This is a genomic window from Streptomyces sp. NPDC097595 (genome assembly GCF_044761525.1).
Classification (GTDB): Bacteria; Actinomycetota; Actinomycetes; order Streptomycetales; family Streptomycetaceae; genus Streptomyces; species Streptomyces drozdowiczii_A.
The window spans coordinates 165,247-184,289 of sequence record NZ_JBIWCN010000009.1; the positions used below are offsets into that span (position 1 = coordinate 165,247).

At 72.0% G+C, this 19,043-nt stretch carries 17 protein-coding genes; 7 read left to right on the top strand and 10 right to left on the bottom strand.

What is annotated here, in order from left to right; all coding sequences use genetic code 11:
• Window positions 1–213: 213 nt before the first annotated feature.
• Entirely contained in the window at window positions 214–3,225 is a 3,012-nt protein-coding gene (uvrA, locus tag ACIQZN_RS16420; protein ID WP_403993439.1) for an excinuclease ABC subunit UvrA, read from the bottom strand.
• Between the two features lie 176 nt (window positions 3,226–3,401).
• Here uvrA and ACIQZN_RS16425 point away from each other — a divergent pair, with 176 nt between their 5' ends.
• Window positions 3,402–4,091, top strand: coding sequence for a maleylpyruvate isomerase family mycothiol-dependent enzyme (locus ACIQZN_RS16425; protein ID WP_403993442.1), 690 nt, complete (start codon window positions 3,402–3,404; stop codon window positions 4,089–4,091).
• 30 nt (window positions 4,092–4,121) lie between these two features.
• A complete protein-coding gene (locus tag ACIQZN_RS16430; protein ID WP_403993445.1) occupies window positions 4,122–4,778 on the top strand; it encodes an MBL fold metallo-hydrolase in 657 nt (218 codons plus the stop codon).
• 28 nt (window positions 4,779–4,806) lie between these two features.
• Here ACIQZN_RS16430 and ACIQZN_RS16435 read toward each other — a convergent pair whose 3' ends face one another.
• From ACIQZN_RS16435 to ACIQZN_RS16455, 5 genes are all read right to left on the bottom strand, one after another.
• Window positions 4,807–5,790, bottom strand: a complete 984-nt coding sequence (locus ACIQZN_RS16435) for a TerC family protein (RefSeq protein WP_403993448.1) — start codon at window positions 5,788–5,790, stop codon at window positions 4,807–4,809.
• 288 nt (window positions 5,791–6,078) lie between these two features.
• Window positions 6,079–8,034, bottom strand: coding sequence for a TerD family protein (locus tag ACIQZN_RS16440; RefSeq protein WP_403993451.1), 1,956 nt, complete (start codon window positions 8,032–8,034; stop codon window positions 6,079–6,081).
• Window positions 8,035–8,155: 121 nt separating this feature from the next.
• On the bottom strand, window positions 8,156–8,734 hold the full coding sequence (locus tag ACIQZN_RS16445; RefSeq protein ID WP_026171720.1) for a TerD family protein: 579 nt from the start codon (window positions 8,732–8,734) through the stop codon (window positions 8,156–8,158).
• Window positions 8,735–8,880: 146 nt separating this feature from the next.
• Entirely contained in the window at window positions 8,881–11,049 is a 2,169-nt protein-coding gene (uvrB, locus tag ACIQZN_RS16450) for an excinuclease ABC subunit UvrB (protein ID WP_403993454.1), read from the bottom strand.
• A 39-nt stretch (window positions 11,050–11,088) separates the two neighbouring features.
• The gene (locus tag ACIQZN_RS16455) at window positions 11,089–11,967 is read right to left on the bottom strand and encodes an MHYT domain-containing protein (RefSeq protein WP_403993457.1); all 879 of its coding nucleotides are present in this window, start codon (window positions 11,965–11,967) and stop codon (window positions 11,089–11,091) included.
• 221 nt (window positions 11,968–12,188) lie between these two features.
• Between ACIQZN_RS16455 and ACIQZN_RS16460 the strand changes: the two genes are divergently transcribed.
• Window positions 12,189–13,133, top strand: a complete 945-nt coding sequence (locus ACIQZN_RS16460) for a glycerophosphodiester phosphodiesterase (protein ID WP_403993460.1) — start codon at window positions 12,189–12,191, stop codon at window positions 13,131–13,133.
• A 44-nt stretch (window positions 13,134–13,177) separates the two neighbouring features.
• The gene (locus ACIQZN_RS16465) at window positions 13,178–13,720 is read left to right on the top strand and encodes a methylated-DNA--[protein]-cysteine S-methyltransferase (protein WP_403993463.1); all 543 of its coding nucleotides are present in this window, start codon (window positions 13,178–13,180) and stop codon (window positions 13,718–13,720) included.
• Window positions 13,721–13,729: 9 nt separating this feature from the next.
• On the opposite strand, the gene ACIQZN_RS16470 is transcribed toward ACIQZN_RS16465, so the two are convergent.
• Window positions 13,730–14,545: a class I SAM-dependent methyltransferase gene (locus tag ACIQZN_RS16470; protein ID WP_403993466.1), complete on the bottom strand. Its 816-nt coding sequence runs from the start codon at window positions 14,543–14,545 to the stop codon at window positions 13,730–13,732.
• Window positions 14,546–14,661: 116 nt separating this feature from the next.
• Between ACIQZN_RS16470 and ACIQZN_RS16475 the strand changes: the two genes are divergently transcribed.
• Window positions 14,662–15,603 (top strand): pseudouridine-5'-phosphate glycosidase, encoded by a 942-nt coding sequence (locus ACIQZN_RS16475; protein WP_403993469.1) that lies wholly within the window; start codon window positions 14,662–14,664, stop codon window positions 15,601–15,603.
• Entirely contained in the window at window positions 15,600–16,502 is a 903-nt protein-coding gene (locus ACIQZN_RS16480; RefSeq protein WP_403993472.1) for a carbohydrate kinase family protein, read from the top strand. The genes ACIQZN_RS16475 and ACIQZN_RS16480 overlap by 4 nt, the downstream gene beginning before the upstream one ends.
• Before the next feature lie 79 nt (window positions 16,503–16,581).
• Here ACIQZN_RS16480 and ACIQZN_RS16485 read toward each other — a convergent pair whose 3' ends face one another.
• Window positions 16,582–17,220, bottom strand: coding sequence for a uridine kinase (locus tag ACIQZN_RS16485; RefSeq protein ID WP_403993475.1), 639 nt, complete (start codon window positions 17,218–17,220; stop codon window positions 16,582–16,584).
• A gap of 84 nt (window positions 17,221–17,304) precedes the next feature.
• On the opposite strand from ACIQZN_RS16485, the gene ACIQZN_RS16490 reads away from it, so the two are divergent.
• A complete protein-coding gene (locus tag ACIQZN_RS16490; RefSeq protein ID WP_403993478.1) occupies window positions 17,305–17,670 on the top strand; it encodes a nuclear transport factor 2 family protein in 366 nt (121 codons plus the stop codon).
• A 34-nt stretch (window positions 17,671–17,704) separates the two neighbouring features.
• Here the strand turns inward: ACIQZN_RS16490 and ACIQZN_RS16495 are convergent, their stop codons facing one another.
• Window positions 17,705–18,193, bottom strand: a complete 489-nt coding sequence (locus ACIQZN_RS16495) for a cupin domain-containing protein (RefSeq protein WP_403993481.1) — start codon at window positions 18,191–18,193, stop codon at window positions 17,705–17,707.
• 107 nt (window positions 18,194–18,300) lie between these two features.
• Window positions 18,301–18,966, bottom strand: a complete 666-nt coding sequence (locus ACIQZN_RS16500; protein WP_403993484.1) for a winged helix-turn-helix transcriptional regulator — start codon at window positions 18,964–18,966, stop codon at window positions 18,301–18,303.
• Window positions 18,967–19,043 lie beyond the last annotated feature (77 nt).

Here is a 19,043-nt window from a genome sequence, read left to right on the forward strand (position 1 = left end):
GGGCGGTCAGATCGGGAAACCGTGCCGGAGCTGCCAGGGGCGGCCGCGGCATCGGTGACGTAACCGACGATACCGGCGGAGACGGGCGCCTCCGCGCGGGGGCCGGTCGTGGCGATCGTGGCCGGCCGGCCGGCCGGCGGGGCGGCCGGGAACGCGGCGAGGCGGCGGCCCCCACGGGTGGGGGCCGCCGCCTCGTACGGTGTGCCGCCGGCGTCAGGCCTTGCGGGCCCGGGCCGTCTTCTTGGCGGCCGTCTTCTTCGCCGTCGCCGTCTTGGCCGTGGCCGTCTTGGTGGCCGAGGCCGACTTCGCGGCGGCCGTCTTCTTCACGGCCTTCCTGCCCGCCGGCTTGCGCGCGGCCGGCACGGCCGCCTCGCTGACCCGGTCGGCGTCCAGGATGTCCTGGAGGAACTTCCCGGTGTGGCTGGCCGGGGCGCCCGCCACGTACTCCGGGGTGCCCTCGGCGATGACCAAGCCGCCGCCGCTGCCGCCCTCGGGGCCCATGTCCACGACCCAGTCGGCGGTCTTGATGACGTCGAGGTTGTGCTCGATGACGATCACCGAGTTCCCCTTGTCGACCAGGCCGGAGAGCACCTTGATCAGCTTGGAGATGTCCTCGAAGTGCAGACCGGTGGTCGGCTCGTCCAGGACGTAGACCGTGCGGCCGGTGGAGCGCTTCTGGAGCTCGCTGGCGAGCTTGACCCGCTGGGCCTCACCGCCGGAGAGCGTCGGCGCGGACTGGCCGAGCCGTACGTATCCGAGGCCGACCTCGTTGAGCGTGCGCAGGTGGCGGGCGATCGTGGGGACGGCCTCGAAGAACTCCAGGCCCTCCTCGATCGGCATGTCCAGCACCTCGGCGATGGACTTGCCCTTGTAGTGGACCTCCAGCGTCTCCCGGTTGTATCGCGCACCGTGGCAGACCTCGCACGGGACGTACACATCGGGCAGGAAGTTCATCTCGATCTTGATCGTGCCGTCGCCGGAGCAGTTCTCGCAGCGGCCGCCCTTGACGTTGAAGGAGAACCGGCCCGGCAGATAGCCGCGGACCTTGGCCTCCATCGTCTCCGCGAACAGCTTGCGGACGTGGTCGAAGACGCCGGTGTACGTGGCCGGGTTGGACCGGGGCGTACGGCCGATGGGCGACTGGTCGACGTGGACCACCTTGTCGACCAGGTCGTCGCCGTCGACCCGGGTGTGCCGGCCGGGCACCGACTTGGCGCCGTTCAGCTCGCGGGCCAGGTGGGTGTAGAGGATGTCGTTGACCAGCGTCGACTTGCCGGAGCCCGAGACGCCGGTGACGGCGGTCAGCACGCCGAGCGGGAAGGAGACGTCGATGTCCCGGAGGTTGTTCTCCCGGGCGCCGTGCACCGTGAGCAGCCGCGAGGGGTCCACGGGCCGCCGCACGTCGGGCACGGGGATGGACCGCTTGCCCGTGAGGTACTGACCGGTGACGGACTTGTCGTTGGCCAGCAGCTCCTTGAGCGAGCCGGAGTGGACGACCTTGCCGCCGTGCTCTCCGGCGCCGGGGCCGATGTCCACGACCCAGTCGGCGACCTTGATGGTGTCCTCGTCGTGCTCCACGACGATGAGCGTGTTGCCCATGTCGCGGAGGCGGACCAGGGTCTCGATCAGCCGGTGGTTGTCGCGCTGGTGCAGTCCGATGGAGGGCTCGTCCAGCACGTAGAGCACGCCGACGAGGCCGGAGCCGATCTGCGTGGCGAGCCGGATGCGCTGGGCCTCGCCGCCGGACAGGGTGCCGGCCGCGCGGTTCAGCGAGAGGTAGTCCAGGCCGACGTCGACCAGGAACTTCAGCCGCTCGTTGACCTCCTTGAGGACGCGCTCGGCGATCTTCTTGTCGCGGGCGTTCAGCTTGAGGCGGCCGAGGAATTCGGCGCACTCGCTGATGGACATCGCGGAGACCTCGGCGATGGACTTCTCCATCACCGTGACCGCGAGGACGATCGGCTTGAGCCGGGTGCCCTCACAGGTCGGGCAGGGGACCTCGCGCATGTACCCCTCGAAGCGCTCCCGGCTGGAGTCGCTCTCGGCCTCGGAGTGCCGCCGCTTGACGAACTGGACGGCGCCCTCGAAGGAGGGGGTGGTGTAGGCGCGCTCGCGCCCGTACCGGTTGCGGTAGCGGACCTCGGTCTGGATCTTGTGGCCGTGCAGCAGGGCCTTCTTGGCGCGCTGCGGCAGCCCGGCCCAGGGGATGTCCGTACGGAAGCCGAGGGCTTCGGCCAGGGCATTGATCTGGCGGCCGAAGTACTCCTTGGTGTGGCCGTGGGACCAGGGGTGGATGGCGCCCTCGTCCAGGGACTTCTCCTCGTCCGGGACGATCAGCTCCGGGTCGACCTCCATGCGCGTACCGATGCCGGTGCAGTCGGGGCAGGCGCCGAACGGGGAGTTGAAGGAGAAGGAGCGCGGCTCCAGCTCCTCGAAGGAGAGGTCGTCGTACGGGCAGTAGAGGTGCTCCGAGTACATCCGCTCGCGCTCGGGGTCGTCCTCGGGGAGGTCCACGAAGTCGAGCACGACCATGCCGCCGGAGAGGCCGAGCGCGGTCTCGACGGAGTCCGTCAGCCGGCGCTTGGCGCTGTCCTTCACGGTGAGGCGGTCGATGACCACCTCGATGGTGTGCTTCTCCTGCTTCTTGAGCGTGGGCGGCTCGGAGAGCTGGACGGTCGCGCCGTCCACCCGGGCGCGGCTGTAGCCCTTGGTCTGGAGGTCGGAGAACAGGTCGACGAACTCGCCCTTGCGCTCGCGCACCAGCGGCGAGAGCACCTGGAAGCGGCTGCCCTCGGGCAGGCCGAGGACCTTGTCCACGATGGCCTGCGGCGACTGGCGCGAGATCGGGCGGTGGCACTCGGGGCAGTGCGGCTTGCCGATCCTGGCGAAGAGCAGCCGGAGGTAGTCGTAGACCTCCGTGATGGTGCCGACCGTCGAGCGCGGGTTGCGCGAGGTCGACTTCTGGTCGATGGAGACGGCGGGCGACAGACCCTCGATGAAGTCGACGTCCGGCTTGTCCATCTGGCCGAGGAACTGCCGGGCGTACGAGGAGAGCGACTCCACGTAGCGCCGCTGGCCCTCGGCGAAGATCGTGTCGAAGGCGAGCGACGACTTGCCCGACCCGGAGAGCCCGGTGAAGACGATGAGGGAGTCGCGGGGGAGGTCGAGCGAGACGTTCTTGAGGTTGTGCTCGCGAGCGCCACGAACGATGAGACGGTCGGCCACGCCGGTCCGCACCTTTCTGGAGAGAAGCGGGGGAACTGAGCCCCTGGCCCAGGTTATGGGTGGCGCCACAGCGGTGTACGAAGCTTTCGACTTCGAGCGTATAGCACGCACATTCGAATTGCGGACGGCTGAGAACTCCTTCACCCGAACGAGTGGCCGAGGCTAGGCTCGGCCCCATGACTGATCATGCGCACGACCTGGCAGCACTCCGGGAAGCGACGGATCGGCTGCTCGGAGCCACCGGAAAACTGGACGACGCGGCACTGTCCGAGCCGTCACGGCTGCCGGGCTGGAGCCGCGGTCATGTCATCGCGCACCTCTCCCGTAACGCCGACGGGCTCGCAAATGTTCTCCGTGGGCTGCCGATGTACGCAGACAGCGAAACCCGAGACCGCGACATCGAGCGGGACGCCGCCCGGTCCCAGGAGCAGCAGCTGGCCGACCTGACGGCGAGCGCGGCCCGTTTCGTGGAGGCGGCGGCCGAGCCCGCGGACTGGTCGCGCACGGTGACCCTGCGCAACGGTGTGACGGACTCGGCCGCGCGCGTGCCCTTTCGGCGCCGCGGCGAGGTGGAGCTGCACCACGTCGACCTGGGCGTCGGCTACGAGCTGGAGGACCTGCCGGAGGAGTTCACCGCGCGGGAGATCGACTTCCTGGCCGAGCGGTTCGGCAGGCATCCGGAGGTCGTGTCGACGGCGATCGTCGACGACACCGGGCGGGTGTGGACGACGGGCGGCGGCGCGGAGGGCGGGCCGGTCGCGGTTCGGGGCACGGCGCCCGAGCTGCTCGGCTGGCTCAGCGGGCGGCGCGACGGCTCGGCGCTGACGGTCGACGGCGGAACGCTTCCGGCGCTGCCCCCGCTATAGGCTCGCCGCCCCCGCTATAGGCTGAGGAACATGACGTACAGCGGAGCGGTCAGGGTCGGCGGGCCCGCCGATGTGCACGAACTGACGGATCTGATGATCTCGAAGGTCGCCGTCGGCCCGATGGACAACAACGCCTATCTGCTGCGCTGCCGGGCCACCGGCGAGCAGCTGCTGATCGACGCGGCCGACGAGGCCGGGACGCTGCTGCGGTTGATCGGTGACGACTCGATCCTCTCCGTCGTCACCACCCACCGGCACCGCGACCACTGGCGGGCCCTGGCCGAGGTCGTCGCCGCGACCGGGGCGCGCACCTTCGCGGGCCGGTTCGACGCCGAGGGCATCGAGGTGCCGACGGAGGTCCTGGTCGAGGACGGCGACACGATCCGGGTGGGCGAGGTGGCGCTCACCGCCCGCCATCTGACCGGGCACACCCCGGGGTCGATCTCGCTCCTGTACGACGACCCGCACGGGGCGCCGCACCTGTTCACCGGGGACTGCCTCTTCCCCGGCGGCGTCGGCAACACGCACAAGGACCCCGAGGCGTTCGCGAGGCTGCTGCACGACGTGGAGACCAAGCTCTTCGCGCCGCTGCCGGACGAGACCTGGGTCTACCCGGGCCACGGGCGCGACACCACGCTGGGCGACGAACGGCCCCACCTGCCCGAGTGGCGCGCCCGGGGCTGGTGAGGCGGGGCCGTCCGTCCTCGTAGAGGCCCTAGACGCGGTCGCCGGTCTTCGCCTCGCGGGCCTCGGCCTCGGCCTTCTTCTTGTTGGCCATGAGGCTGGTGATCGTGGTGATGATCAGCACACCGCAGATGACGCCGAGCGAGACCGGGATGGAGATCTCGGGGACGTGCACCCCGGACTCGTGCAGCGCGTGCAGCACCAGCTTGATCCCGATGAACCCGAGGATCACCGACAGCCCGTAGCTGAGGTGGACCAGCTTCTCCAGCAGACCGCCGATCAGGAAGTACAGCTGGCGCAGGCCCATCAGAGCGAACGCGTTGGCGGTGAAGACGATGTACGGGTCCTGGGTGAGGCCGAAGATCGCGGGGATGGAGTCCAGCGCGAACAGCACGTCCGTGGTGCCGATGGCGAGCATGACGACCATCAGCGGGGTCAGGACGCGCTTGCCGTTGTTGCGGATGAAGAGCTTCGTGCCGTGGTACCGGTCGGCGACGCCGAAGCGGTGCTCGATGCTCTTGAGGAGGCGATTCTCCTCGAACTCCTCGTCCTCGTCGTCCGCCCGCGCCTCCTGGATGAGCTTCCAGGCGGTGTAGATCAGGAACGCGCCGAAGATGTAGAAGATCCACGAGAAGTTGGCGATGACGGCGGCGCCCGCGGCGATGAAGACCGCCCGCAGCACCAGCGCGATCAGCACACCGATCAGCAGCACCCGCTGCTGGAGGTGGGAGGGCACCGAGAACTTCGCCATGATCAGCACGAAGACGAAGAGGTTGTCGACGCTGAGCGACTTCTCGGTGATGTAGCCGGCGAAGAACTCGCCCGATGCCTGGGTCTCGCCGAAGACGAGCAGCCCGAGGCCGAAGAGGGCGGCCAGCACGATCCAGACGATCGTCCAGATCCCGGCTTCCTTGGTCGACACGTCATGGGGCTTGCGCCCGATGAAGAAGTCGACGGCGATGAGGGCGCACAGACCAAAGATGGTCAGCGCCCAGAGGGTCCATGAAACGTCCACTGCGCCTCCGGCAGTTCGCTACGGGCTACTGATCAGCGTCGTCGCTGCCGGAGGTCTCTTCCACCCGGGCGCGCGGGCTGCGCACCGGGGCCGGCGCCCCGGGACCGGTCACAGTCCGTACTGACGGGAACGCCGCGTATGGGAGTACTCCCCTCCGCTCCATGAACGGTACAGGAAATACCAAGGAAAGGTAAAGAGAAGCCTAAAGGATCTCCAAAATGCCAGGTCAGGGACTTTTACCGGGAGCTTTACGGGGGCTGCTCCGGCCGTACGGGGGCGGGCGGCGGCTCAGCGGGACCCGGTGCGGCGGGCCTGGGCCACCCGCTCCAGCACCTGGTCCAGGACCGCGCTCCCCGGCGGCGTCCTGGGCGGCTCGTACGTCCACGCATGACCGACCCAGGGGTCGGCCAGATGGTCGTCGGCGACCGGGGTGACCCGCAGCAGCGAGCGCCACAGCGGGTCCAGGATCGGGCCGTACTCGGACGCCTCCTCGCGGTCCGCGACCATCATCAGGTGGACGCCCACCGAGGGCCCCTCGTCGGCGAGGTAGCGCAGCTGGGTCACCGCCCGGTCGTCGAAGCCGTGCGGGAAGTCGTTGACGATCAGCAGCTGCTCGGCCGGGTCCAGGTCCGGCGGCAGCGAGTCGGCGGCACCGGCCCGGATCGCCATCTGCACCAGGTCGACCCGGCGGGTGAGGTGGGCGAGGACCGAGGAGACGCCCTGCGCCCCGGCGGCGGGCGGCGAGGGCAGCACCCCGGAGCGGACCAGCGGGGCGAGCGCGCCCGCGGCCGATCCGGCCGGGTCGATGACGTGGACCGTGAACTCGTTCGGCGGGTAGACCGCGAGCAGCCGGGCCGCGTGCAGCACGGCGGTCTCCATCGCGAGCCTGCGCAGCTGGTCCGGGCCGGTCAGCGCTGCGGCCTCGGAGGCGGTGCGCCCGCTGTCGATCCACATGCCGCGCTCCATCGGCAGCCGGACGAGGAGCGGGATGCGCAGGTCGGCGCGCTCCGGAAGGTGGAGGTCGCCGATGCGCAGCGCCATGGGGATCTCCATAGGCACCCGGTAGCCGTGCCAGACGGGGTTGTCCCAGCCCGCGTACGGGGCGGGGAGCGCGGGCTCCACGACGGCGGACTCGGCGTCGAGCTGGGCGAGGTCGCGGTCCAGGGCCTCGCGGGCGCGGGCGGTCAGCTCGTCGCGCTTGGCGCGGGCCTCCTCGCGGGCCCGGTCGCCGGCGCCCCCGATCCGGCTGCGCGGGTCGGACAGGGTGCGCTCCAGCTCCTGGTCCATCCGGGACTCGGCGAAGTCGACGGCGCTGCGGTAGGCGGCGACGGCGCGGGCCAGGTCCTCGAACATGCCCCACACCTGGTTGTACAGGCGCTCGTCCATGGACCAGCCGGTGGCGTCCCCGGCGACGGGCTGCGCGGGCTGCCCCGGCTGGGCGGGCGGCGCGGCCGGGGGCGGCGGCGGGGGCGCGGTGGACTGGCGGCGCGGGTGCGCGTAGTTGATCGGGCCGCCCGGGGCGGCCGGCTCCGCCAGGGGCTCGGGCTGCGGGGGTGTGGCGGGCTGAGGCGTGGCGGGCGGGGGCGGCGGGACGGGCGGCTGTCCGTGGCCCGGGGCGGGGGCCGGGGTGGGCGCATGCCTGACCCGGTCGCCCTCCGGGGTGCGGGGCGGCGGCGGGGCCACCGAGCGGGCGAGGCCCCGGGCGACGGCCTCCTGGATGGTCCCGGCCAGCTCGGCGGCCCGGTCCACGCCCTGGTCGGCGAGCATGGCGGCGAGGCCGCCCGCGTATCCCTGGCCGACCGCGCGGACCTTCCAGGCGCCCTGGCGGCGGTACAGCTCCAGGGCGGCGACCGCGGACTCGCTGTCCAGGCCGGTCAGCGTGAAGGTGGCGATCTCGGTGCCGTCGAGGGCGGTGACCGCGACGAACGGCGAGGCGACGGCGCCGAAGCGGGTCGGGCCGCCGGCGTCGAGCGGGAGGGCCAGCAGCACCGTGACCCGGTGGACCCCGTCGGGCAGGGCGTCGAGGTCGACGGCGAGGCGGTGGTCGGCGGCGGCCTGCCGGGAGACTTCCAGGCCGTGCAGCTGCGGCGATCCGGGGTGGGCGATCCACTCGACGCCGGCCACCCTGCCGTTCTCGTCACCGAGCGTGGCACCGGCCACGACGGGCGCCCCGGCCGATATCCGGATCTCCAGACGGGTCTGGGGCAAGGTGTGGTTCTGCCCCCGGACCAGCTCGGCCGTCATTGCCCTGTCCCCTCGACGTATTACCGCTGGTGTTGGTGAAGTATGCGGGCAGCTCCCGGTGGCCGATGCCGCCGGGAGCTGCGCGTACCGCGATGCGGACCTCTCGGTCCGGTGTGCCGTCCTACAGGTGCGGCAGGATCGCCGGCATGAGGTCCTGGAAGGTGCGGCCGTTGGCCGGGGTGCCGATGGCGGTCATCTTCCAGGCGTTGCCCGCGCGGTGCACCTTCGCCATGATCTGCGCGGTGTACTGCCCGCCGCCGTCCAGCGTGTAGCGGGCGAGCTCCTGGCCGTTGGTCTCGTCCACGATGCGGCAGAAGGCGTTCTGCACCTCCTGGAACGTCTGGCCGGTGAAGGAGTTCACCGTGAAGACGATCTGGTCGATGTGGACCGGCACCCGCTGGAGGTCCACGAGGATCGCCTCGTCGTCGCCGCCGGAACCGGCGCCGCCCACGAGGTTGTCCCCGGTGTGCCGGACCGAGCCGTCGTCGCTGGTGAGGTGCCGGAAGAACACGACGTCGACCGGCTGCTTGTCGGCGAACAGGACGGCCGACGCGTCCAGGTCGATCTCCCGGGTGCGCGAGCCGAACAGACCGCGGCGCGGTGCCGCCTGCCAGCCGAGCCCCATCCGTACCGCGGTCAGGGTCCCCCCGTCGCTCTTCTGCAGGCTGATGGCCTGACCCTTGGTCATGTTGACCGTCACGCGCTGTCCCCTCTCCGCATTCCCCGCAACCGTCCTTGTGCGGTTTCCCCGCACCCTACGCAGTGGTGTCACCCGCGCGGAGGGCCTGGGCCGTTTTGTGTCGGTCCTGCAACATGCGGCCCGAACCGCCCGTCCGGGGCCGCCGGTCAGGCCAGACCGGCTTCGCGCATCTGGCGCAGCTCCTTCTTCAGCTCGCCCACCTCGTCGCGCAGCCGGGCGGCGACCTCGAACTGGAGGTCGGCCGCGGCAGCGCGCATCCGGTCCGTCATCTCCTCGATGATCCCGGCCAGTTCGGTCGCCGGGCGGTCGGTGACCGCCGCAGCGTCCCGGCCGGACCTGCCTCCCTTGCCGGCCTTCGCGGACTTCCCGGCCGTCGCCGCCTTGCCGTCGCCCGGGACGGCGTGCTTGCCGAGGGCGGGCACGGGGGCCTTGCCCTCCTTCCCCTGGCGGTAGCCGGTGCCGAGCAGTTGCTCGGTGTCGATCTCCTCGCGGGCGATGGTGGCGACGATGTCGTTGATCTTCTTGCGCAGCGGCTGGGGGTCGATGCCGCGCTCGGTGTTGTACGCGATCTGCTTCTCGCGGCGGCGGTTGGTCTCGTCGATGGCCTGCGCCATGGCCGGGGTGACCTTGTCCGCGTACATATGGACCTGGCCCGAGACGTTGCGCGCCGCGCGGCCGATGGTCTGGATCAGCGAGGTGCCCGAGCGCAGGAAGCCCTGCTTGTCGGCGTCGAGGATGGCCACGAGCGACACCTCGGGCAGGTCGAGGCCCTCGCGCAGGAGGTTGATCCCGACCAGGACGTCGTACTCGCCGGAGCGCAGCTCGCGCAGCAGCTCGATGCGGCGCAGCGTGTCGACGTCGCTGTGGAGATAGCGGACCTGGATGCCGAGCTCCAGGAAGTAGTCGGTGAGGTCCTCCGCCATCTTCTTGGTGAGGGTGGTGACCAGGACCCGTTCGTCGCGCTCGGCGCGCAACCGGATCTCGTGCACCAGGTCGTCGATCTGGCCCTCGGTGGGCTTGACGACGACCTCGGGGTCGACCAGGCCGGTCGGGCGGATGATCTGCTCCACGAAGCCGTCGCCTCGGGACAGCTCGTAGTTGCCCGGGGTGGCGGAGAGGTAGACCGTCTGGTTGATCCGCTGGAGGAACTCCTCCCACTTCAGCGGGCGGTTGTCCAGGGCGGACGGCAGCCGGAAGCCGTGGTCGACCAGGGTCCGCTTGCGGGAGGCGTCGCCCTCGTACATGGCGCCGATCTGCGGGACCGTGACGTGCGACTCGTCCAGGACCAGGAGGAAGTCCTCCGGGAAGTAGTCGAGGAGGGTGTTGGGGGCGGTGCCGGGGGAACGGCCGTCGAAGTGCATCGAGTAGTTCTCGACGCCGGAGCAGGTGCCGATCTGGCGGAGCATCTCGATGTCGTACGTCGTACGCATGCGGAGCCGCTGGGCCTCCAGCATCTTGCCCTGCTTCTCCAGCTCGGCGAGGCGCTCCTCCAGCTCCCGCTCGATGCCGCTGACGGCCTTCTCCATGCGCTCGGGTCCCGCCACGTAGTGGGTGGCGGGGAAGACGTGGACGGACCGGTCCTCGCTGATGACCTCGCCGGTCAGCGGGTGCAGCGTGGACAGGGCCTCGATCTCGTCGCCGAACATCTCGATGCGGACGGCGAGCTCCTCGTAGACCGGGAAGATCTCGATGGTGTCGCCGCGCACCCGGAAGGTGCCCCGGGTGAAGGCCAGGTCGTTGCGTGTGTACTGGATCTCCACGAAGCGGCGCAGCAGCTGGTCGCGGTCGATCTCCTCGCCCACCTTGAGCTGGACCATGCGGTCCACGTACTCCTGCGGCGTGCCGAGGCCGTAGATGCAGGAGACGGAGGCGACCACGACGACGTCGCGCCGGGTGAGCAGCGAGTTGGTCGCGGAGTGGCGCAGCCGCTCGACCTCCTCGTTGATCGAGGAGTCCTTCTCGATGTAGGTGTCCGACTGCGGGACGTACGCCTCGGGCTGGTAGTAGTCGTAGTACGAGACGAAGTACTCGACGGCGTTGTTGGGCAGGAGCTCGCGGAACTCGTTGGCCAGCTGCGCGGCGAGCGTCTTGTTGGGCGCCATGACCAGCGTGGGGCGCTGGAGCTTCTCGATCATCCACGCGGTGGTCGCGGATTTGCCGGTGCCGGTCGCGCCGAGGAGCACGACGTCCTTCTCACCTGCGCGGACGCGCTTCTCCAGCTCGGCGATGGCCGTGGGCTGGTCGCCGCTGGGCTGGTAGGGGCTGATGACCTCGAAAGGCGCCACCGTACGTTCGATCTTCGAGACTGGCCGCATGCAACCACCGTACGACCCGCCACTGACAACGGCCCCGGTTCACCAGTCGACGGGCTCCACGGCGTCGCGCGGGCGGGAGTGGAAGGAGGCCGGGTCGGCGTAGGTACCGAAGCGCGGGACCTGGCGCTGGGCCGGGATGCCGGGGGTCCGCACGGCGCGCGGGTCGTCCCAGTCGGGCGTGCCCATGACCACCAGCGGGTCGAACATGACCACGACGGCGGCCAGCAGCAGGAAGCAGGCGGGACCGAGCAGCATGGGCACCAGGAGCGAGCCCGCGCTGTCGCCGGGGGTGTGGGCGGCGGTCGACGCGGAGGGGTGCAGATGGACCCGGAGCGCCGCCATGCCGGTGTAGTGCATGCCGCTGACGGCGACGCCCATCACGACGCTCGCGCCGAGGCTGGGCAGGAAGCCGTGGATGGAGACGGCGGCCCACAGCGCGGCGGTCGAGGCGACGACGGCGATGACCACGGAGAGCGACACGGTGACCGTGTCGTACTCGAACTGCCCATCAAGCCGCATTCCGGCCATGCCGAGGTAATGCATGGAGGCCACGCCGAGCCCGGTGATCGTGCCTCCCGTCACCAGGGCCATGCGGGTGGCGCCCCGGTACCCGACCAGGAAGATCCCGATGCCGACCATGACGATCGCGACGGCGAGGCTGGCGAAGGTGATCGGTTTGTCGTAGCCGATCGGCACCTCTTCGACGGAGAAGCCCGTCATCGCGATGAAGTGCATGGTCCAGATGCCCGAACCTATGGAGGTCGCCCCGAGAGCGAGCCAGCCGGCCCGGAAGGAACGCTCGGTACGCAGTGACCGGGTGGTGCAGCGCAGGCCCAGCGCCGCACCGAGGCACGCCATCAGGAACGCCGCGGCGGGGGTCACCGCCCCATAGCTGAAGCCGTCGATTGTGCCCTGCATCCTCGTACGCCCTTCGCAGCAGCAAGCCCGGGTCAGGACGATCCCAGGGCCCGTCGTCCGGGCGCAAGGCCCGGCAGACACAACAGAAGTGCCGCATCTTATCGACCGGGCCGACAGCGGGTGACGCGGTCCCTTCACACAGTGGCCATCCTGCGCCTGTCCCGTGTTCGGAGCCGGCTGGGACGCTCGGGCCGTCCGCAACTCTGACGCAAGGAGTTCACGTGTACGCAGGCACCGCTACCGCTGCCGCCTCCGTCGTCGCCGCCGCCGTCATGGGCGCCGGCACGTTGCTGATGCCGAATCCGGGCACCCCGGGCGCGGACACCCCGCTGACCCGGCACCCGGTCCAGCAGGTCGCCCCGGTCCGCCGGGCCGCCGACGCCGCGGCGGGCCGTCCGCGCGTCTACGCCCACCGGGGCGCATCGGCGTACGCCCCCGAGAACACGCTCCCGGCCGTGGACAAGGCGGACGCGCTGGGCTTCGACTGGGTGGAGAACGACGTCCAGCTCACCAGGGACGGGGTGGTGGTCGTCCTGCACGACACCGACCTCAGGCGGACGACGAACGCTGAGGAGCTGTTCCCGGACCGCGCGCCCTGGGCGGTCAAGGACTTCACGGCCGCCGAGATCTCCCGGCTGGACGCGGGCGGCTGGTTCGGCGCGCGGTACGCCGGTACCCGGGTGCCGACCCTGCACCAGTATCTGAAGCGGCTCGGCCGCAACGGCCAGAACCTCCTGCTGGAGATCAAGAGCCCGGAGAGCTATCCGGGGATCGAGCGGGCGACCCTCCGGGTGCTGGGCGAGGAGGGCTGGCTGGACACGAGCCACGTCCGGAGCCGCCTGGTGATCCAGAGCTTCGGTGCCGACAGCGTGCGTACGGTGCACTCGCTGCGCCCGGACGTCGTCACCGGCTTCCTCGGCGCCCCGGCCGTCTCCGAGCTGCCCGCGTACGCCGCGTTCGCGGACCAGATCAACCCCTCGTACACGGGCCTGTCGGGCGGGTACGTGACGGCGGTGCACGCCCTGAAGGGCCCGCACGGCAAGGCGCTCCAGGTGAACGCCTGGACGGTGAACGACGCGGCGGCCGCGCGCCGGGTCGAGTCCATGGGGGTGGACGGGATCATCACGAACACCCCCGACGTGGTGCGCGCGGCCACCCGGGGCTGAGTCCGCCGGGGCCCGTTGTCAGTGGGCCGCCGTACGGTGGTGGCATGGACAGCAACGGGGTCGTCGAGTGGGCCGTGGTCGAGAGCGACATCGGTCCTTTGATGCTGGCCGCGACGGAGACCGGACTGGTCGGCGTGGTCTTCCACGCCCGCCCGGAGATACGGGAGAGGGCGCTGGACCGGCTGCGCGGCCGGCTCGGCGCGGAGCCGGTGGAAGCCCCCGGCTCCGCGCGGCTGGCCGAGCCGATACGCCAGCTCACGGCGTACTTCGCGGGGACGCTGCGGGAGTTCTCGCTCGACCTGGACTGGTCGCTGACCGCCGGCTTCAACCGCCAGGTGCTCCAGGAGCTGGCGCGGGGCGTGCCGTACGGGGCGGTCGCCGGTTACGGGGAGCTGGCCGAGCGGGTCGGACAGCCGGGCGCGGCCCAGGCGGTCGGCGCGGCGATGGGGTCCAATCCTCTTCCCCTGGTGGTGCCGTGCCACCGGGTGGTGGAGAGCGACGGCGGGATAGGAGGCTTCGGCGGCGGTCTGGAGACCAAGCGGCGGCTGCTGGCGCTGGAAGGGGTGCTGCCGGAGCCGCTGTTCTGAGCGGTGCCGTCAGGCGGGGCCCGCGTCCGGCCGGTGCGCCACCATCACCGGCTGGAAGAAGCCCGTCGCCTCCGGCTCGTGCCAGGCGGGCTCCGTCAGACCGGCCCGCCGGGCGAATCCGGTGAGCTGGTCCTGCCCGAGCGCCCAGTACGAGGTGCGGCGGGTGCGCACGTCCCAGCCCCGGTCGCCCTCCGCCGCGGGGTGCAGCTGGAAGTGCTCCAGGTCGTAGCGCTCGCCGTCCGGGCGCCAGTGCCACAGCTGGAAGGTGACGACCCGGCCGCCGGTCTCCTCCCTGACCTGCGGCGGCGTGGACGCGGGCCGTTCGCGGCGCAGCCGGTCGTACGGCCGGGTGGAGACCAGGAGTACGCCGCCGGGGCGGAGCACCCTGCGCATCTCGCCGAGCGCGGCCTCCACTGCTTCGGGGGTGAGCAGGTGCGGCAGCGAGTTGTCGGCGCACACGACGACGTCGAAGGAGCGGTCGTCGAAGGGCAGCCGCGTCATGTCGGCGGACGTCGTGCGCAGGTCCAGGCCGCGCGCGGCCGCCTCCTTCGCGGCGCGGGCCGCGGCGGCGGGGCTCAGGTCGCTGCCGGTGACCCGGTGTCCGAGCGCGGCGAGACCGAGGGCCTGGGTGCCGATGCCGCAGGCGCAGTCCAGCACGTCGTACGCGGCGCCTTCGCCGAGCGCGGTGGCGATCAGGCCCGACAGCGCGGCGGCCTGGCGCTCGATGCTCGCCTGCCAGTCGGCGTACATGAGGTCGTAGTCGGCGGCGAGGTCGTCGTAGAAGTCACGTACGGCGGAGGCGGGTTGACCGGTCGCGGAGGGCATGGGGCGACCCTAACCCCCTCGTGCGCGGCCACCGACGGACGGTTTCGCGCCACCCGGCGGGCCGGGCCGGACCCGCTCACGTTTGAGCCCCGCCCGCCCGCGACAGGGATGTGGACATGTCACTCAACGCGCCCCTCGACGCCACCCCCTACGCGCCGGTCCTCTCCGCCGAGGTGCGGGCCGCCCTCGCCGCGCACCGGCCGGTCGTCGCCCTGGAGTCGACGATCATCGCCCACGGCCTCCCCCGCCCCCGCAATCTGCGGGTCGCCGGGGAGCTGGAAGGGCTCGTGCGGTCCGCCGGGGCCGTGCCCGCCACGGTGGCGGTGCTGGACGGGCGGGCCAGGGTCGGGCTGGACAAGGCCGAGCTGGAACGGGTGGCCGAGGACCCGGGGATGCGGAAGCTGGGCCACCGCGACCTCGCCCCGGCGCTGGCGTCCGGGGCGAGCGGGGCGACGACCGTGTCCGCGACCGCGTTCCTGGCGGCCCGGGCCGGGCTGCGGGTCTTCGCGACCGGCGGGCTCGGCGGGGTGCACCGGGGCTGGACCGAGACGCAGGACGAGTCGGCGGACCTGCGGCTGCTGGCGCGGACGGGGATCACCGTGGTCTGCGCGGGCGTGAAGTCGATCCTGGACGTCCCGGCCACGCTCCAACGGCTTGAGACCCTGGGCGTCGGGGTGCTCGGCTACGGCACGGACACGTTCCCCGGCTTCTACCTGAGCAGTTCGGGCGAGCCGGTCGACTGGACGGTGAACGCGCCCGAGGAGGTCGCCGAGGTGATGCGCGCCCAGGACGCGCTGGGCGGCCCGGAGGCGGCGCTGATCGTGGCCAATCCCGTACCGGAGGACGAACAGCTGGACCCCGGGCTGCACGACCGGGTGCTCGCCGAGGCGCTGGCGGCCTGCCGGGAGCGGGGGGTCACGGGGCAGGCGGTCACGCCGTTCCTGCTGGACCATCTGGTGCGGCACACCGGGGGCGCCTCGCTGGAGGCCAACCTCGCCGCGGTCCGGGGCAATGTGGCGCTCGCCGCCCGCATCGCCACCGCCTGGACGGCGCGGTGAGCGGCGGCCTCCTCGTCGTCGGGGACGTGGTCACCGATGTGGTGGCCCGGCACGGCTCGGCGCTGGCCCACGGCACGGACACGGCCGCCGTGATCCGCACCCGGGCGGGCGGCGCGGGGGCCAACGTGGCCTGCTGGGCGGCGCGCGGGGGCTGCCGGGACGTGCGGCTGCTGGCCCGGGTGGGCGCCGACTCCGCGGACTGGCACCGGGACCTGCTGCGGCGGGCGGGGGTGCGCGGGCTGCTCACGGTGGACGAGGAGGCGCCGACCGCGACCGTCGTCGCGCTGGTGGACGCCGCCGCCGAGCGCACCTTCCTCACCGACAGCGGCGCGGTCCTGCGGCTCGCCCCCGAGGACTGGTCGCCCGCGCTGCTCGACGGGGTCGCCCACCTCCATCTGTCGGGCTATCTGCTGTTCGCCGCGACGAGCCGGGCGACGGCCCTGCTCGCCCTGCGGGAGGCCGTACGGCGCAACGTTCCGGTGAGCGTGGACCCCGCGTCGGCGGGCTTCCTGGCCGGTCTCGGCGTCGACCGGTTCCTCGCGCTGACCGAGGGGGCGGATCTGCTGCTGCCCAACGCGGACGAGGCGCGGCTGCTCACGGGCCTGCCGGACCCGGCGGACGCGGCCGCGAAGTTGAGCATGCCCGCGCGCCGGGTGGTCGTGACGCTCGGCGAGGGCGGGGCGCTGCTCGCCACCGGGGGCGCGGTGACCGGGCGGGTCCCGGCGGAGCCGGTCGGGCGGGCCGTGGACTCGACCGGGGCGGGCGACGCGTTCACCGGGGGCTTCCTCGCGGCGCGGCTGGCGGGCGCGGACGACGCGGCGGCGGCTGCGGCGGGGTGCCGGGCGGGGGCGGAGGCCGTCGCGACGGTGGGCGGGCGGCCGCCGCTGCCGGGTGAGTAGCGGGACTCGAACCCGCGTTCCTCACCGCAAGCCTCACCGCACCCCCGACCGCCGCCTCACCGCACCCCGGACCCCACGCTCACCGCAGCCCCGTCCACGCCGGGTGCCCCGGATCGTCCGCGCGCACCACCGCGTCCGCGCTGTCGGCGGGTGCCACCTCGTCCTCGTAACGCTCGAAGGCGGGCAGGGTCCACAGCTCGTCCTCCGCCGTGCGCCGCCGCAGCGCGCCCGGCGAAAGGCGCAGGTGGACGGTGAGGTCGAAGGGGAACCAGTGCCCGAGCAGCAGCGGGCCGTGCAGGATCAGCACCCCGCCCTCCGGCAGCCGCTGGTACGGGCTGCGGGTGGCCCGGTCCGTCGCCGGGTCCCACAGGTCGGGCAGCACCCGGCCGCTGCCGTCCGGTTCCAGGGGGCCGAACACCTCGCGCCACAGGGCACCGGTGTCGAACCAGCTGCCGAAGTACGAGTCCGGGTCCTGCTTCCCGTACTCGTACCGCAGGCTCGCAGGACGCAGGAATCCGGCGGTGGAGACGGGGAGCACGGCGCGGCCCCGGAGCCGCAGCGCCTCGGCGACGGATGCGGCCAGGTCGTCGGGGCGGGCGGCCGGGGCGCCGTCGACGGCGATCTTCAGCCAGGGCCCGCCGTCGGCCGGGTCCAGCGCGTCGGCGTGCGCGGCGAGCGCGTCCGTCAGCCGGTCGCGGGTGATCGCTTCGAATCGCACCGGTCCATCATCGCGCGTCCCGCCCGGTGGCCGGATGCCGGAATGCCGGGGCCGGAATCCGCCGCGAGGGTTACGGTCGTGGCCATGGATCTTGAATTCGCTCGTGAGTTCGCGGCGCGCTGGCAGGACGACTGGAACTCCCACGACCTGGAACGCATCCTGACGCACTATCACGAGGACGTGACCTTCAGCTCCCCGATGATCGCGCGCTTCACCGGCGCCCCCTCCGGGACCGTGCGCGGCAAGGACGCCCTGCGGGCGTACTGGAAGCGCGGGCTCGAACTCATCCCGGACCTGGAGTTCGAGGTGATGGACGTCCGGGCGAGCGTCGACACGCTGGTGATCGACTACCGCAACCAGATCGGCGGCCGGGTGTACGAGGTGCTGACCCTCCGCGACGGGCTGGTGATCGCCGGGCTCGGCGCGTACGGGGAGACACTCGCCCGCTGACCTCGGCGGGCGGTGCCCCCGGAACCGGAAGGTGTCATTTCCCCGGCCGGCACTCCACCGCGTCGGCGTCGTCGGAGAGTTCGCTGCCCTCGGGCAGCAGATAGGTCACCCAGAGGACCACGGGCTCGGTGCCCAGGTTGCGCCCGATGTGGCGGTGCTTCTTCCCCGACGGCTCGATGAACGACGTGCCCGCCGGGGACACCTCCACCGAGCAGTCGTCCAGGGTGCGGGTGAGCGTGCCCGACTTGACGACGGCGATCAGCTGGCCGCTGTGGGTGTGCCAGCCGGTGGAGCCGCCCGGCTCGATGGTGATCGTGCGGAAGGTGACGTCCGCCCGGCCCTTCGGCGCCTTCACCTTCAGCTTGCCCACCGAGGTGCCCTTGGCCACGACGGTCGCGGTCACCCCGCTGCCGGGCGTGGCACCGGCCGCCGTCGGCACGAACGCGAGCGCGGCCACGCACCCCGCGACGACGAACCCCCTGCCCAGCCGGCTCTGCCGCACCCGCTGTACGCCGTTCCCCATGGCTCTCTCCCGTCTCGGGTGTCACGGACATCTCAAATGCCCGGACGCTACCCGGAAGAGGACCGTTGGAATCACGCCACCGGCATCCGGCCCAGCCCGGCCGGCTCTCAGGCGCCGCGCAGCTCATCGGCCAGCGCGCCGTCCCCGTACACCTCGATCCGGCCGTCCCCGACCGCCTCCGCGAACGTCGGCCCGCCGCGCCCGAGCGCGAGGCACAGCTCCGCGTCGAGGACGATGCGCGCGTCGGCGTCGGCGGCGGGCCCGTCCCCGTACACCGGCACACCGGCCGCCACCTCGCCCGTACGGATGTGGAACTCGCCCTCGTCCAGCCGGACATCGAGCACGCCCGTGGCCGCTCCCCTCAGCGCGCTCAGCAGCGGGAGCGCGAACCAGTGCGCCCGGACCGCGTCCGTGGGCCGCCGCTCGGTCAGCGCGGGGGCGCCCCACTCGGCGAGCGCGGCGAGGACCGGCAGCAGTCCGTGGCCGCGAGCGGTGAGCTCGTACACCGTGGCGGCGGCCGGGGGCGGGAGCTTGCGGCGGGTGACGAGGCCGCCCTGCTCCATGTCCTTGAGCCGGGAGGCCAGGACGTCGGTGCTGACGCCGGGCAGGTCGGCGTGGAGATCGGTGTAGCGCCGGGGGCCGGCCAACAGTTCACGGACGATCAGCAACGTCCACCGGTCGCCGACCGCGTCCAGGGCGCGGGCGCCGGCGCAGAACTGGTCGTAACTCCGGCGGCGGGCCGGGCGGGTGGCCGGCTGTGTCTGACGTGGCATGCGACGCAGTCTAGACATGTTGTTGGACTTTCCAAGCCCAAGCTTGGTAAAACCAAGTATCGCAATCGGGTCGGGGA